Genomic DNA, 17,630 nt, shown 5'->3' with positions numbered 1-17,630 from the left:
GAGTATCACTTATAGGAGTTGTTCAAATTTCCGGATCCATCTCTGTTATAAAAATATAAGAGGGAATCCATCATGTATGATTCAGATTCAAATCAAAGTTTAAAAAGTGCTTTAAAACCTCGTCATGTCCAAATGATGGCACTCGGCGGTGTTATTGGAATGGGACTATTTGTAGGTAGTTCTGTAGTGATTCAAGCTGCAGGTCCAGCCGCAATTTTATCCTTTCTGATTACGGGTGTGTTGATTATTTTAGTGATGCGAATGCTTGGTGAACTTGCAACCGCCTCTCCTGTATCAGGCTCCTTCTATGCATATGCACGCCATGCTTTCCAAGATTCGCCTTATTTATCTCGACTCGCAGGCTTCATGACGGGATGGATGTATTGGTATTTCTGGGTCATCGTGATTGCATTAGAAGCGATTGTCGGTGCTAAACTCTTTGCTTATTGGTTACCTGATACACCACAATGGATCGTCAGTCTGGTTTTACTCGCCCTATTAACAGCAACGAACTTATTCTCAGTCAAATCCTTTGGTGAATTCGAGTTTTGGTTCTCATCTATTAAAGTTGCTGCGATTGGTCTTTTCATTTTCCTTTGCACTTTATATCTGTTCGGACTTTGGCCAAACCATCAAGCTGCTGGATTTGGTGAATTGTTAAATCATGGTGGTTTTATGCCAAATGGTTGGGGACCAGTCTTATCGGGTGCTGTTGCCGCAACTGGATTTTACTTTGGTGCTGAGATCGTTACGATTGCCGCTGCTGAAACTAAAGATCCTGAAAAATCGGTTGCTAAAGCCACTCAATCCGTGATTTCTCGTGTCCTGATTTTCTATGTTTGCTCTATTTTATTGGTGGTCTGTATCGTCCCTTGGAATAGTCCAGAAATTGCGACGCCTTATGTAAGTGCATTAAAAGTTCTTAATATTCCGTTTGTTGCAGACATTATGAATGTCGTAATTCTCGTAGCAGTACTTAGTTGTTTAAATTCTGGTGTTTATGCTGCGAGCCGTATGTTGTTTGCGTTAACCCAAAATGGTGATGCACCTCGTAGCTTAACTAAACTTTCAAAAAATGGTGTTCCAATTCGTGCCATCCTATTCAGCACATTGTTTGGTTATCTATCAATTCTAGCTTCATACTTCTCACCAGATGATGTTTTCCCTTTCTTGGTCGAATCTTATGGAACTGTAGCCTTATTTGTCTATATCGTGATTGCATTCTCGCAAATCCGTTTGCGTCGCCACTTAGAGCGTGTAGCACCTGAACGTTTAAAAGTTCGTATGTGGTGTTTCCCATACCTCAGTTATTTTGCAATCATCGGCATGCTTTCCATCTTTGCTGCCATGGCTTTTATTCCTAGTCTTCAAAAAGCGTTCTGGTTCGGTATCGCAAGTGCAGGCATCCTGTTCTGTATCTTCATTATTCGTGATTACATAGAGCTGATTAAATTACGTCATCAAAGTACACAACTGAATACGCTCATCCCTGCCAAACAAACCAAAATTTAATCCTCAAACACAATGACCTGTACCAAGTACAGGTCATCTACGTCTTTAGGAAATTACATATGCTTTTAAAAGATAAACTTGCTGCCTTCGCAGTCGTGTTCATCTGGGGTATTAACTTTTATTTTATGAAAGTTGGGGTCAGTGAGATACACCCTATGCTCCTCGGATGTTTACGCTATCTACTGGTTTTATTACCTGCCCTATTTATCATCCGTATTCCAAGTGTCGGGTGGAAATGGTTATTACTCTATGGCTTTATTAGTAACTTTTCTCAATTTGCTTTTATGTTCAGTGCAATTGCGACAGGAATGCCTACAGGTTTAGTCGCTTTAGTTGTGCAATCCCAAGCCTTTTTTACTGTCATGATTGCAGCATTTTTTTTACGTGAACAAGCCTTTTGGAACCAGTGGCTGGCTATCGCGATTGCCTTTATGGGCTTAATGCTAATTGCCTTTGGTCAACAACATAGTCATGTTCCATTAATGGGTTTGGCATTGGTATTATGCTCAGCAATTTCATGGGCCTGCGGTAATATCGTAGTCAAAAAAATGGGGCCTGTTCACCCAATTGGTTTAGTCGTATGGGGCAATATTCTTACCCCTTTATGGTTTTTACTTTTAGCGGTACAGAATATTGGCTGGCAAGGTGTGGTTGCGGATTGGCATGTACTGACTTGGAAAGGATTCGGCGCCGCCGCATTTCTCGCCTATTTCGCCACAATTATCGGATATGGCTTATGGATCTACCTACTGACACGTTATCCTGTTGCTAAAATTAGTCCATTGTCACTTTGGGTACCTGTTATAAGTATGATTTTTGCCTTTTTATTTTTAGATGAACAATTAAATACTTTGCAGTGGCTGGGTTCTTGTATTGTTATGCTGGGTTTGATGGTGCATTTATTAGGGCAAAAAATTCAATCATACATCACTTCACGTAAACTTGTCCGAACGACATAAAATAATTAAATAAGGGGCTTAGGAAGTTAAGCATATAAAAAAGTATGGTAACTTCCTTAGGCTTTAAAAATGAATGTATAAAAATATATGAACTAAAGATTACTACTGTAATCTTTAGTTACGTAAGTGTCCGCTAGCGAATCCATTTAAATACAAGCTAGTACAATTAAACAATTAACAAATCTTTGTCGATGTCACTTTCCGCACTCATTTCAGATTCGTCATCTACCCACACTTTGTGTTCTACATCTTGAATTAAGCTACTCATTCCATGTGTAGGTTTTATACCCATTGCATCAAGTTTTTCCTTTAATGACATAATCATATTTTCACGTTCAATGGACCAACTCGATGCAAAGCATCTCCAGAATGTCCATCCTGCGCGTTCTAAAGCACGTTGACGAGTCATGTCATCATGCCATTGTTCTGGCCCATGATAGCTATCACCATCACATTCAACAGCCAAACGCTGATCACCATCTGACTCAACGACTAAATCGATTCGATAGCTTCCAACCTTAATCTGTGGAGTAACTGTGTAACCCATTTCATGAAGTGTCGTAAATACAGATTTTTCAAACTCCGATTCACACAAGTCTAATTTTGCTTCAAATGATGCTTTTTGATCTTCTTGCAAATCATAAAAATGATTGAGTAAATTCAGCCTTAGATCTTTTGGAGATATATGATCACGACTCACGGAATGGACGAGATACATCCGTTCACGAGCACGGCTTGCAGCCACGTTGAATCTCTGTTCGTGATCGGATCGACTCAAAGCATGACAATTCTGAGGATCTGCTACCATAGATAAGAAAATAATATCTCTTTCTGCACCCTGAAATGCTGAAGCATCCCCACAAGCAAATTGAACTTGGGTAAGAGTACCTGCACCAAATTCATTCAAAGCTTCTGATTGAATGAACTCAGCCTGCGCCGGTCCCAACAATGAGATCACACCGATTGATCTATTCGTGTATCGTTCATCTTTAAGAAGAAGTTTCACTTCCTCAATAATTGCTTTCGCTTCTATTCGATTAATATGTTTGCTATTTTTAGATTCTCTATACCCCTGCGGTGTATAAATTGCGACTAAAGCTGGACTTAACTGCTCAGATTTCTTCGATAATCGCATTGGCTTAATACGGTTACCATAAAAGTTTTTATTACTGTAACTAATGATCGCAGGATGACAGCGGAAATGCTCTAGAAGCATCACACTTGACTCATAGATAGAAGAAGCCATGTCGTATAAAGACATATCTGGTGTTAAATATGCAGCATGTGGCTGGCCATGTAGATAACGATTTCTTAATACATCAATTTGAGCACTTGCTAGACCGACATTACTCGGAGAAACTTGTTTATTATCCCCCACTACTAATAATTTTTTAGCACGCATTAAAACAGGTAATACGTCAATTGATGATTGTGATGCCTCATCCACAATCACTAAGTCAAAGAGGCCTAATTCAGCAGGCATAGATTCAGATACCTGAAGATGTGACATGACCCAGCAAGGAATAGCTGCTGTTGCCTCTTTAAGGGCTACTTGAGCATCTTTTCTATAACGTGGAGCATTCTTACCTGTCCCTTTTCCATAGTGTTGTACAGCAATTTTATAACGCTGTAATGCAACTAAAATTTTATCTGAGGCATTTTCCTTTAATGCCAGCCATGTCTTGTTTGCTGCCAATTGAGCATAATTTTGTGATAGATTCTTCTCGTGAATACGACGGCGCTCATACAAATTTTCAATTTGACCTGTATTACTAATGGCCATTACAAAAATCTCAAGACGTTTCCATTCCCAAGCCTCTAGCAATGTATTACGTAATACAGGATCCTCAATTTCTTCAGCGTACGGAATTTCAAGAATGTCTTTACTAACAATCAAAGCATTTGTTTTACTCAATCTAATACTGGCGGATTTAACTCTTTCAAAATCCTCAGTTAGATCTTTTAAATGTGATAATTTTTTTAATAGATCAGCATACTCTCCAAGTTCACTTTCATGTAATGAATTGGAATCAATCTGAGATACAATTTTTTGTAACTGATTTGATATCTTATTACCAAACTCTGATAAATAAAGGATTTGATCAGCCAGTTGTTGTTGATAGACTTCTAAATTAAATATTTTTAACTTCTGCCCTAACAATTGAATCAAGTCATCAATATTTTTAGGTAATCCGTAGAAATCAAAAGATTTAGCTCTCTTAAAAACTTTTAGATAATTGGCACTAAATACATCCAAATACTTATTTTTCAAATCTAGGCATTTTTGGGTTCTAATGATGAGCTGCGTGAACTCTTTTAATATTTCATCAATACTACGATTATTTAACTGAATTAAAGGAATATCTAATTGTGTTGCAATACTATTCCATTTACTCATAAAAACATTAAGAGTCTGCCTTCTATCAATATATTCTTTAACTCTTTTCCATTCATCTGATGTATCAGGATATTTTCCAGAAACTTTAATTGACTTAAATAAGTCTTGTAATTCAGCAGTACCAAAATGATACCAATTAAATGGTTTACCTGTATCAACAGCACGTTGAACAGCTTGATACTCTTTTGAATTTGGTTGTATCTCAAAATGCAGTTCTATGGGATCAATTAATAGCGTTTTTCTGTATTCCAATAAAGGCTGAACTTCTTGAATAAGGTTGGTATAGATATCGAGCTCCATAGCCTTATCTTCTGAATCTATTTTTTTGAAATAGCTCAATAACCATGGTTCTGCATGATCAAGAACAAGGTTTAGATCTTCTAGATAAATCTTTAACCAATCTCTTAGCTCATTAATTTCTGATTCAGAAATAGTTTCCTTGAAATTATGTTGGTCATTTTGCTTTAAGAATTCCTCAATCTCATCTTTTTCTTTTAAGAACTCACTTAATTTCTTCAGACTCGCCGAATCTAACAGCTTTTCAGGAGCTGGCAGAGGACCATAATTTATGTATGGTAAATCTGTACCGATTTTCTTTCTTGAGTCTCTCAATTGAATCAACTCAATCTGGGAAAAAGGAAACTGGTCTTTTTCCTCCAAAGTTAATTGGTCGGTAAACCATTCGTAAGATACCCTACTTTCTAATACCGTTTTCACGATATCCATAGGTAATTTTTTATTACCATCTACCTCAATATTCTGATAATGCTTTTCTGCAAAGTTATATATTTCTCGATCAATCAAAGCCATTTCATGATGGTTATGATCTATTTGTTGTTTTAGAAATTCGATCGTTTTTCGAACTTCTGCAACATTCATCTGGGTAATTTTTTGCACAATCAAATCGATTGAAGATTCAAGCTGATTTTTACTTTCTTTGCTTGAACCAATGCGACTGACTACTAAAGGCTTTAATTCATCAGGAATCTTTTCATGTACTGTTTTAAGGACATGTGACTGCTGTGCAGTTACCAGTACTTTTTTACCATTCGCCAAATAGTGGCAAATAATATTGGCAATACTATGTGTTTTACCTGTACCTGGTGGACCCTGCACCACTACACCACTGCTGGTTAGCAGATTCTGGACAATAGTAATTTGTTCTTTGTTATAAGGCAGCGGGAAATAAAGCTCTTCAACTTTTGATCCGAATCCTTCAGTACCAGAACGCCCCCTAAAACTATAAGTCTCTTTTTGATTAATATCGCTTTTTAATTCTGTCACTAACGATAAAGGTTGTTCAGGTATAGCCACTGAAGGGTCATTAAGTTTAGTTTTTAATAACTCAATGTCATCACTTAAAATAGAATTCCTTTTAGGACGACTAAACAATACTGATGTTAATGTCACCGTTAGACTTTTAGATGGTATAGCCCTATTTTCTGCCTCAATAATTGCTCCTTTTGAAAAAATATTCGCGACGAAGGCATCAACTAGATCAGAGTAAGTTTCCCCTTCAAATAGGCGTAATGAGCGACCATTATTTAAGTTTTCTTTTAAGGTTAATTTTACTTGTCCTGAAGTAGGCAGATCATCCTCTAATAAGATGGCATCCATTTCTATATTGGCACGTGTATCTTTGGCACCTACACGTATTAATCCATTTTTTTCTATCTCCATTTCTAACGGGATAGTAATAAGAGGATATGAGTAAGATTTTTGAGTCGTTGGAAGTACCCAGTCAACTAAGCCAAAGCCTGCAACAATTTCTTCACCATCACCTGTTCCACCTAAATTAATCGCTGTATTCCATGAGAATAACTTATCGTAAACAACAATAGATTTTTTAATCTCATCGTTATTTTGTTTCCAATCTTTCCAAATATTTTGATAACTTTCGAATTCTTTGAATAGGTTCTGAAGTATGTCAATTTTAGTAATCAAATCACATGCCACGCTACTGTAGGGCAAGCGGAATTGATGAACTTCTTTGAAAAATACAATCTTATTTAAACTAGAAAAATTAACAGTGGGTTCTTTTTCGGCATCAACATGAATATAGGAAGAGAGTATTTCAGATGGTTTCGGCATCGATTGAAGCTGTAATCGTTCAATTTGAAACCACCAATCGTCATCATTCAGAATTTTTAAGCCACGAAGTTTTTCTAGATCATGAGAATAAAATCTATTACCACTCATTTCATATTGAATTTTTTGAGTATCCTCAGCTTGATGAGATACATAATCCAACAATTGAATCAGTTTATTTTTAACAATATCATTTAATTCAAGTTCAGAGTTCATCATTGGTCTTTCTAATTTTTTAACTGACGGGATTATAGCTAAAGACCAGCAAAATGCTTCATCTTGTGAAAATATATCTTGATTTTGATATAAAAAAGCATTCACTTCTTTCTTTTCAATACCAAGAGTTTTGGCAATTTCTCTAGCAGTAAGTTTGGGCTGTTTAACCAAAATAGCTGTTATTAAATCCTTCATGTGATTCATATTTCCTAATCATTTCAAAAGCTTTTCTCTTTAACTGATTTATACAGAATCAACTCAATCCACCCCTAGCCCCTTAAACACAGCATCCACCGGATCTGCATAGAAACTGGTCTGGAACTTGGTAAACAGTTCCACAGGAATCGTAGGGATATCTGCCGCACTACTCATTGGCAAAGCAACCTTCTTGGCACCAGCATCAAAAGCAACTTGCAGACATTCGGCAATACTTTCCACCGGAGTCACAGAGCCACCCAAGCTCATATCACCCAGTACCACCATCTGACTTTGTACCGATCGTCCTAACAGGCCAGAAGCGAAAGCCACTAAACTTGGTAAGGCAAGATGGCTGAGCTGCCCGGTATTCTGTAATTCAACCACATGTAAGTGGAAGTCATGTTCCAGCACCTTACTGCCACCCGATATTCTGGATGCATTGGCCTTGAAGTAGTCAAATGCGATCTTGACCTGCTCCTTGGCACTACTTGAATTCCATAAGCCTGATGTCGCCAATTTTCCTGAACCTTTGGTCACTTGAAGTTCTAAGCGGTATAACCCTGGCATGCCTTTATTACTTAGCCCGATGGTATATAAGAAACCTGGCTTGGCTGGACCTTCGGGAATCAGTCCGCCACCACCCTGCTCTTTTACAGATACAAAATGTTCTTCTAAGCTATCATTATCGATATAGCTGAAATGCACATCATAGAATTCCATGCCACCAATTTTCTTCAGCTGCTCTTTGACACGACGGCGTACCTGTAGCGCATATTCCAGACACTGGCGTACATCTTCTTTATTAAACTGACCGTGTGGGTAGAGCAACTTCATCAATCCAGAAACCGTCTTGCGAACGGCAATCACATCGCGCTGATTCAGGTTATTTCCGAGTTTGAAGTACTTCTCAATGGCATCCGCAAAGCTACGCTTGCGCATTTCCCGGAAGAATTCAGCCAGATAATCAACAATCAGGCCATAACGGTTGGTGAAGAACTCCGGGCGCATCTTGGGAATTTCCCAGCCAGGGATGTAAGCATGAAAACGATCGAAGAATGCCGAATCAATCATGGCTTCAGGGAACGGCGCCAAGAGATGGCTGGTTTTAACCAGAGATTCCACGCTTTGGTTGATATTACCCACAAAAACCATCGAAGCTGAGGCTTCCATCTGTTCACGACCACGGGCAAAAGATCCTGAGGCCATGTAGTCTTTCATGATCTGTACGCCATCTTTGTCCTTAAAGGAAATACCGGCAACTTCATCAAAGGCCACCACATCCCACAGTCCAACCAGACCAATACGGCGGCTGCTCATGTTATAGAACAGGTTCGCCACAGTCGTTTGCCCACCAGAGACTAAAATACTATTCGGTGAACACTCTTTGTAAATATGGCTTTTCCCGGTACCGCGTGGTCCCAGTTCACAGACGTTATAGTTATTTTCAACGAACGGAACCATACGCCCTAATAGGTGCCATTGCACGTCCTCTTTTAGCGAAGCCGGTTCCATGCCGATCGAACGGACTAAACTCTCCCGCCACTGATCAGTGCTTAATGCTGCTCTGCCACTGAAGAGTTCATCCATATTCATATTCGGCATTTGAATCGGCTTGAGTAAGCTCACCCCAAATGGAGAACTAGTCTGTCCTTCTTCAAAATAATAACTGAGCGTAGCAATGACCCAGATACCACCAACAAGTAGTTTTTCATACTCTTTGACGATGCCTGCCGAGATTTCGGCATCTTTGATGCCCAGATTACTAAATGATGCTTCGTATTTGTCCTTACGCTCATTCAGCTTTACGGTCACCCGATCAATGACCTTATAACTGCCTCGTTCACGAACCAGGGATTTCACCTTCTCAGCTTCATCAGGTCGTACATAGTTCTCTGCCAGAACCGTCTTTACGTTACGTAGTCCCTGTTCAATGATCTCTGGATCATCCGAGGCACAGTACATCCCTAGCAGGTATTCGAGTACATAGACCGGGACATTGGCCCCTTCTTTGATCAGTTTAGTCAGATCCTTACGTACCACCCGCCCAGCAAAGTGTTCATTCAGCAGCTGATCCAGTTCTTTATCGTTAGCAGATTCCATGTAGGCTACGCTCTATCGTTAATTCGTTATCAGAAGAAGTCATCGGTAAATGCTAGATCAATGGTGACCTTATAGCGTTGCATCTCGATATTCAGGTCTTTGTCCTTCAGTACCAGGAAGTAATCTTTCTTACGGTCAAAATCAGTGCCAGACAATGACAGTCTGACCTGTTTGACCCGATCGGCAACAGAATCGGTAGTGCTATCAAAAGTCAAAGTTTCTTCACTGGAAACTTTGAGATCCCCATCATAAATGGCAATGGATAAAGTCACTGGCATGATCAGCTCACTGACAGCTTCAGTTTGCATCAAATCAAACTTCTGGATGTTATTGACCATCTTCAGCGTGGATTTGGTAGAAATGACCTCAACTTTACGCTTGGTCCGCTGTCCAGCCTTTTCACCACGTAGCTGTTTTACAGTCAGTACCGGCACCACAATTTCCTGAGGCATGATGCCGCCATGCACAAAACGTGAGCCTCCTACAAAATGGAAACGGTTCGCCCCTTTTGGAATCCAGAAATCAGTCGCAGATAATGTGCCTGCCGTAGCTTGGGTTGAGCCTTTCCATGCTTCCTTGCTCTCTGGTAAACCATGCCCAATCACATAGCGTTTTTTGCTCTTCAATGTATTGGTCGGTTTTTCAATCAAGCTTGAACGATCCGCAGATTCCAGTTTACTTTGCTGGAACAAGAAGCCATGGTCGGCTGTAATCAACAGGGTGGAAATATTGAAGTGCATTAAAATTTTACGGCTGAGTTCAGTCAGCTCTTCAATAGCATGTTCCACCGCCATAAAGGTTTCTGATTCTGTCGAGGCGCTGTCACCGCGTGCATCAATCACGTTGTGATAAACGTAAATCAGCTCATGGTCTTTGAGTGCTTCACGACCTTCATCACGTGACCAGCCTTTTACCATTTCAGCGGTGACTGCCAGACCATTATAGGCCGCCAGAATTTTGGATCGTGCTGCAGTCCCTTTGCTAGATTGCCCATCTACTAAAACATCATCCCCTGCGGCCTCTTTGTATTCCAAAGTCTGATGCGGCAACAACGAGGCCATGCCAAGTGTGGTGTAACTTGGGACAACACCCAGCTGTGAAGACAAGGTCGCTTCAGAATAACGCTTTTCATTGATACGATCACGCAACTCTACCGCAGCTTCATAACGGAAAGCATCACTGATAATTACCACAATACGGCGTTTCGTTGCAGAATTGAGTAAGGGTCTGACGTGGGTATCGTAGAAGTTCTGCTGATTTGGGATATCTGCCACTTTCCAGACATTCAAGCGTTGCTCAGCTTCTACACGCTCGCCCCAGTTTCGTGCCAAGTGGTCAATAAACCAGTAGGAATAGCAATTTTCGACTTCTTCATCGAGTTTTTTCAGGATATCGACATGAGCGCGTTGAGAAGCAGCACTGTAGTGGCGATAGGCCATATCAAAGCGATACAACTCCTGCTCGTAGGCTTTATACAAGGCTTCGCTGGAGTCGAAATAGAACCCAGAATCAAACTGCAGTCGCAGACTGAACAGCTCAATCGCTGCCTGCAACGCTGTATAGACGGTACGGTATTTACGGCGGGTTGCATCGTCCTTATGTTTGGACGCCCAATAGCCATCCAGACGGGTAGAAATAATCGTTCTGAAATGTTCCAGTTCAGCTTTGGCTGCTGCAGGAATATGACTGGCCAAATCAACAATGATCTTTTGTTCAATCACTTCAAAGGTCATGACATCGAGCAGCTGCTCCAGATCAAAAGCCCCGACCTTTTCTTGGATCCGCAGTGCATTGGCCACGGTCTGGGAAAGTGTATCGAAGGTTGGGTAGTATTTGGAGCTGTCTCTCCAGCGTGACAAAAAGGCTCTGGCTGTTGCACGGGAGCTGACTGATGACATCACCAGTTCTTGAGCCCATAGCGGTATATCGCCCAGGCTTTCACAGAAACCTGTAGTCATCAAACGGATAAAGAACGTACCGAGCTTGAATGGTGCTTCCCCATTCAATTCTTCAACCGATGCTGGATAACCAATTTCCGCCTGTAATACGGTGACCAAAGCTGGCACCAGTTGGAACTTTTCCAGTTCAGCAAAGGAGTCGGGATTCACTTCCAGAGCCAGATTCTGCTGTACCATTTCATCTGCTAGCGCCAGAACGATATGCATCAGCTCGGCACTGTCGGCCTTGACCACAGCTGCAATCATGGCCATATCCAGATCCTGTTCATCTGCATCAGGCTGGATATAGCGTTTCAATGTACTCAGACGGGCTTTGGCTTTGAGGAATTCTTCACGTTTAGCCAGATGCTCTCTTAAACTTTGCTGCTGTAAACCCAGCTCATTGAAAATAATCGAGAAACGATCGGCATAGAAGCTGCGTGAATAGAGCTTGATGTCCAGTAACCAGTCTTTTTCGGTTTCAGGCTCAGCACTTGGGAAATACAGCAAGTATTTACCTTGCTGATCCTCAAGTTCCAGTTTAAGCTTGATCTCCAGACTCGACTCTTCTGCCATATTCAGAATCTGGACATCATTTAGCTCTAGGGCTTTGATTTCTTCAGTAAATGACTGTTCAGCATCGTACCAAAAAACAATTCGGTGATTTTCAGTATAGAAAGCCTGTTCTAAGCCTTGTGTTATTTGGCTTAAATTCATTCAACCACCTCTACATCCTCTACTGCTGGAGCAAGTGAAATTTGGTTAATATGTAGCAATTTTGATTTAAATGCATCGTCACCTAAAATAATATTCCAACGCTTTTCCATAAATGCTAAAAGACTAATACCGCGATCATGAATTTCTTTTGGTGTCCAATCATCTTGAGTATTGACTTCATTTTCAGAGATAGAACCATTGTAATATCCCACACCACGTCCATTATTTTTTTTCAATTCAAATGCATCATTTTGCAACGATGAGTTTTTTGAACGGGATAAAGGCAACAAATTGCCTAGTGAATGGACCAATAATGTTTTTTGTTGGCTATCTAAATAGCCAAATTTATTCATCCAATATGGATCAGTATCTGTTTGTGGGTAGATATGCTCTAATGTGACATGATCCTTCATACGCGAAGTAAATTCTTTCCAATCTAATTTACTTGTCGATTGCTTTCCTTTAGCTTTCAGCGCTTGTTCATACTCGAATAAAAAGTATCGAACCCCATCCCAACGATAGAAACCTGCTTTTTCTAACTCATAGTTTTCAGCAATATATTCCAAAAATTTGTTTGCTGAAAAATGACGTTCTACCCAATTGTTTAAGTCGTTGACAATGCCTTCCGTTGAAATTTTATGATTAAGATAATCTTTCGATTTACTCAGGAAGTTCGAATCACCGGTATGTCCTCTACGGCGACTTAAGGTGAAAATTGTGAAAATATATCGCTCTATCGCTTTAAGTAGCGTATTGGTTTCATCGAAATTATTACCACGACAAAATGCAGCCAGAATAAGTGGTTTAAATGATTTATAACCAAGACGAACCAATCTATCGACTAACTTTTTATTACTGTCATCGTTATAGTCTTTTAAAGGATAAGATGGGTTATGCATGTAGAACCAAGGCCTAACAGCTTGTTGTAAGCTCATGACATAATCATTGATTTCCCCTACGCTTAACTGATCATTGTCATTTTTAGGATGTGTTACATTTTGAACAGTAAATTTTTCATCCAACAAATAGTCTCGATAATCATCACCAGTTTGTCGACTAAATTTAAAGTACATTACCCAGTGATTTCTTAAAAACTCCTCATCACTCAGCAATTTATCTGGATTACGACCTAAATACTTATAAATTGTTTTCCAAGTCGCATTAATATTATTTCGTAATTCTGACCTACCACTATGCTCTGGGAAAAGTGTGGATAGATAAATTAACCTATTTTTTAACAATTCTAGATTAGATAGTGGTTTACCACGGTTGTTCATCGTTTCAAATGTAACAAATACATCTATTTCTGCATCAATCTCATAAAGATTAAACTTAAACTTTTGCGTCAATTTTTTATAAATTTCAGCAATCTCATCTAACTGTAAAGTTTCTAATTTATCCTTAAAAAATTGCTTTGCTTTTGCAAGATTTCGGGTATAGAAGGTCTGCTCATCATTATTCGTTGCGGATTTCTCTAAGAACACTCCTGTTCTTAGAAATTCATCACTTGGATTATCTTTTTCATATCCAAAAAGATAAGATTTACGCAATCCAGTTGGTGCGATATGCAGGATATATTGCTGTCGAATTTCAGCTACAGTCTGGAAGTTTAATTCAGAGCCTTCTGGAACTGACTCTAGTATGGCTTGAATTAAGATAACTGAAGTCGTTAGGCGTTGTTGCCCATCTACAATATAAAATGGCTTATACCCTTTACCATCAATAATCCAAAGATCACTTTCCCAACGTTTCCAATACTCATCTGCAACGGGCTCTAAGGTAAGTACACCTGTATAATGAACGCGTTCAGGACTTAAATGAATTAAGTCCTCCCAAAAGTCATTCAGTTGATGTTCTTGCCAAGCATATCCGCGTTGATAATCAGGAATTCGAATAATTCTATGCTCAAAAATACTGCTTAATGTTTTTAAAGCATTCATTATTTTTCCCCCGTAATCGCTTTGACTTCAGCCAACAATTCCCCAAACTTGCCGTAGTTCACTTTCACCCCATCATCCAGATCTAAGCTAATACGCTGATCGGCATAGTGACGCAGTTTTTCTTCAAAGGTACTGAGTTCAGCTTGTTGCTTATGCAATTCCTGCAGCTTTTTTTCGATGCGTTTGATTTCAGCCGCGGAGTCGCTGTTTTCTTTGGCTGTTTCCAGAGAGTTGGCATACGCAGCCATTTTAGAAATCAGCGGCATGACGTATTCAGTACGCATACGTGCCAAAGTACTTTCGTTATAGCGGTGCAAGTACACCAACGCCTGGAAAGCGCCTTGTTTACCACTACTGAATAACCAGTAGATTGGACGCTTTTTATAGGTCTGCATGTGGTCTTTATAGAACCTGCTGGCTAAGTAACGGCGAATGGTATCTTCCGCGGTTTCACTGGCTTTTTTGTCCAAGCTTTCTGCCAACCACTGCATATTGACATCTAGAGTTTCTTTACCCCAAACAGCAGTTAAGAACTCACCAATACGATGGGTAGCATCGTCTTCAAACCAGTGCATTTCAGTCAGTGGAATAATGCCATCCGCATCGGCTGGGAATTTTTGATAACGGCTGGCATCAAAGTCTTGATTGCCTGCATGGGCATAGATCAGACCTGGTTCATCCAGACTATAACGTCCCATCATGCAACCCAGTGCATAAGACACTAAACGCTGGCTGTCTTTTTCACGGTCGGCACGGGTTAAAGTAATTTGCGCATCAGGAACCTCTGGCGTGAGTTCATCCTGTAAACCATAAGCCTCAATAAACAGCTTATTGTTTTCTTCCTCAAGTCGTTTCATTTCAGCCACAGCATCAGCATTTTGCTGTTGCCATATATTGAAGGCTTGTTCTAGAGTGAGTTGTTGAGTACGAATGATTGGATTTTGAGTGAAATCCCATGATATTTCATAAGAATCCCAATCTTTTTCACTAATTTCTCTTAAACGTGAAATTTTTTCATAAATAATATGAGAGTTGATAGCTTCTGGAGAAATAGGTAACGATGAAATATTACCAGGTAAAAAATTTAAAGTCGGATTAAGTGATTTTAAAAACAAAGAGGGTAACTTCGTTCCTAAAAATCCCAAAGTATTTAATCTATGAGTCTCGTTCTCAACAAATGCATTTGCAGAAGCATCATTAAATAAGAAACCTTCAGGCTGATAGCGTGCAGAAAACTCTCCTGAAGAAATTTTTGTCCAAGAAATAGCTGGTTTAAATATTTTGTCTAAATTAAAATTATGAGCGAGAATTCTACTACCAGATGAGTGCTTTCGAGTTTGTAACTCTTCCCCATCATTATACCAATTTAAAACAGTTTGATTATTTCCATACCAGCGTCTGAATTCTCCTCCTTTAGATTGTGGAAACCACTTGAAACCACTATTTTTCGCTTCACTCCTTGTTAAACTAAATCCGATTCCATCAATTTCAAGCTCATACCAATCTCTAATATATGCATTATTATCACCAGTTATTAATCCAATTCTTGTTTCAATATATTCAGAAAGTTTAGGAAACTTTGTAAAGCAATTTCGAACAGATTCACTTATCCAATAAGCTACAGGGCTACCCGGAATTTTCCTAAAGTCATCAGGTTTTGTTTTTACATTACGTTCATTTAAACTAGGAAATTTCTTTGGAACTCCATCTTCAGTCAGTTCGAAATATCTAAAGCAATCAAAACTACCTACTAATCCATTAATTTTATGTTTTTGAAGAATAGCTAAAGAGACACCAAAATTAATTCCCATAGCCGTTGGGCCTTTTCCATCATAAGGCAATTGAATTAAACTAATCAGAGAGTTATCAGAAAGTAATTTTTCACGCATCGCTTCATAAGACGATAAGAACATCCAGCTTTGCATCGTGACCATACTGTTAAAGCCGCTGTTCTTACACCATACAAAGCCACGCTCAATAAACATGGCAAACAGATCTGACTTACTGTCAGGGAATTTTTTCTTCGCAAAATCTTTAAGTGCTGGATTCATCCCCTTACCACCCATATATGGCGGGTTAGCAATTACAGCATCATATTGTTTAGCGAGTAATTTAGCTTGCTGGACTAAAGGTAACAGTTCTTGTGCTGACTGCTGCGAAAAAATATCCCCTGATTCTAAAGCTGTATTGAGCTTACTTTCTAATTCAGGTAGCTTTTGAGAGAATGTTGGTGGTACCTGAATTAAAGAACCAAAGGTCGAGGCATGTTCAAATAATTCTAGCAATTCTTTTAAATCCGCCTGCGCAATACCAGTGTTTGCCAAATCCTGGCTCAATGCGTCTAAACGTTCAGGTTGGCTGTCTTGCAACGCAATAATATTCAGCTTCGGTGGATTGCTAAATAAACGGCGGTCATCCTCACGCGCTTTCATTAACAATGCAAAGCTAGAGAGCTGCGCAGCACGAGTATCAATATCAATCCCGTATAGATTATTTTCTAGAATCAACCGTGGAATATCACGACTGCGGTAACCACGTTCTAAGTAAATCGCTTTGAGGCAATCATAAGCTTCCACCAGAATATGCCCCGAACCACAGGCAGGATCGAGTACCGTAATGCTTTCAGGGTTTAAGGTATCGCCATCTTCACTGATGCGCACATCAATCAGCTGTTTTAGCTGGGCATTGACTTCATCGGTCTGTTCCGCTGGCTGAATATAGTATTCCCATTCACTGGCCAGCGTACTATCAGGCTGTGCCATCATCCATAAACGACCGACACTGTTCTGTACCAGGTATTTTACAATCCAGTTTGGGGTGAATAACTGTGTCGCGGCAGGAATGTCCTCACTCTTGACGACTTTACCAATCACCTGATCTTTCTTTTCAGAAATATAGAACTGATACAGCCAGCCAATAATCTGTACATCCGACCAGTCTTCTTCAGGAATGCTGCTCACTAGGTCACGAATCAACGAATCAGTTTTGGTTAAATTGTCAGGTAATAACAGTTCTGACTCATCAGAAACCTGTTCGAACAGGAGTGGCATGACCTGATTCAACGCATGACACTGCGCCAGTAACAATTCACGATAGAGTTCTTCATCTTTATTGCCATCCAGCTTGAGTTCAGCCACACGGCTGGCATCTAAACCTGGTAGGTCAATATCCAAACATTCTTCCAAAATCTGCGGCAAGCCTGCACTACCATCTGCACTACTCAGTACACGGCGACCATGATCGAGTAAGCCTTTGCATTCCATATAGCGAATCGCACAGAGACGGTTAAACCAACTGTAAGCGATATAATCAATCGTCTGCTCAAAACTGCTGGTTTGAATGCGTTTGATCAGCTTGTCACGTGGTTTCATGACTGATAGCGGAAAGACCTGATCGCCAATCAGCAGCAAGTCCCCTTTCTGTTCTGCCGGTAAAATGCTGTCTGCGGTGATGCCGTATTTGGCGGCCTGCTTGCGCATCGCTGCGATAAAATCGTTACGTGCTTGCGGTGCGTATTTTTTAATATTACTGGTATTCATCTTTAAACCTTTAATTAATGACTGAT

General features: G+C 39.9%; 7 protein-coding genes. 2 read left to right on the top strand and 5 right to left on the bottom strand.

Going from position 1 to position 17,630, the window contains the following annotated elements; all coding sequences use genetic code 11:
* Nucleotides 1-72: 72 nt before the first annotated feature.
* Together OKC24_RS16400 and OKC24_RS16395 are read left to right on the top strand one after the other, a co-directional pair.
* The gene (locus OKC24_RS16400) at nt 73-1,512 is read left to right on the top strand and encodes an amino acid permease (RefSeq protein ID WP_265466022.1); all 1,440 of its coding nucleotides are present in this window, start codon (nt 73-75) and stop codon (nt 1,510-1,512) included.
* Between the two features lie 59 nt (nt 1,513-1,571).
* On the top strand, nt 1,572-2,471 hold the full coding sequence (locus OKC24_RS16395) for an EamA family transporter (protein WP_265466021.1): 900 nt from the start codon (nt 1,572-1,574) through the stop codon (nt 2,469-2,471).
* A 166-nt stretch (nt 2,472-2,637) separates the two neighbouring features.
* On the opposite strand, the gene OKC24_RS16390 is transcribed toward OKC24_RS16395, so the two are convergent.
* The 5 genes from OKC24_RS16390 to pglX all read right to left on the bottom strand — a co-directional run bounded on the left by OKC24_RS16390 (nt 2,638) and on the right by pglX (nt 17,604).
* Nucleotides 2,638-7,368, bottom strand: a complete 4,731-nt coding sequence (locus tag OKC24_RS16390) for a PDDEXK-like endonuclease domain-containing protein (RefSeq protein ID WP_265466020.1) — start codon at nt 7,366-7,368, stop codon at nt 2,638-2,640.
* 63 nt (nt 7,369-7,431) lie between these two features.
* Nucleotides 7,432-9,471 carry a protease Lon-related BREX system protein BrxL gene (gene brxL / locus OKC24_RS16385; protein ID WP_265466019.1) on the bottom strand — a complete coding sequence of 680 codons (2,040 nt, stop codon included), beginning with the start codon at nt 9,469-9,471 and terminating at the stop codon, nt 7,432-7,434.
* Nucleotides 9,472-9,500: 29 nt separating this feature from the next.
* Complete coding sequence (gene pglZ, locus OKC24_RS16380) at nt 9,501-12,125, bottom strand: BREX-1 system phosphatase PglZ type A (RefSeq protein ID WP_265466018.1); 2,625 nt, start codon at nt 12,123-12,125, stop codon at nt 9,501-9,503.
* Complete coding sequence (locus OKC24_RS16375) at nt 12,122-14,065, bottom strand: DUF262 domain-containing protein (RefSeq protein WP_265466017.1); 1,944 nt, start codon at nt 14,063-14,065, stop codon at nt 12,122-12,124. The genes pglZ and OKC24_RS16375 overlap by 4 nt, the downstream gene beginning before the upstream one ends.
* Nucleotides 14,065-17,604 carry a BREX-1 system adenine-specific DNA-methyltransferase PglX gene (pglX, locus tag OKC24_RS16370; protein WP_265466016.1) on the bottom strand — a complete coding sequence of 1,180 codons (3,540 nt, stop codon included), beginning with the start codon at nt 17,602-17,604 and terminating at the stop codon, nt 14,065-14,067. The genes OKC24_RS16375 and pglX overlap by 1 nt, the downstream gene beginning before the upstream one ends.
* Nucleotides 17,605-17,630: the final 26 nt, after the last annotated feature.

It is taken from the genome of Acinetobacter entericus (genome assembly GCF_026168575.1).
GTDB lineage: Bacteria > Pseudomonadota > Gammaproteobacteria > Pseudomonadales > Moraxellaceae > Acinetobacter > Acinetobacter bouvetii.
The sequence above is the reverse complement of the archived record's forward strand: the minus strand, read 5'-3'. Positions and strand labels throughout refer to the sequence as shown.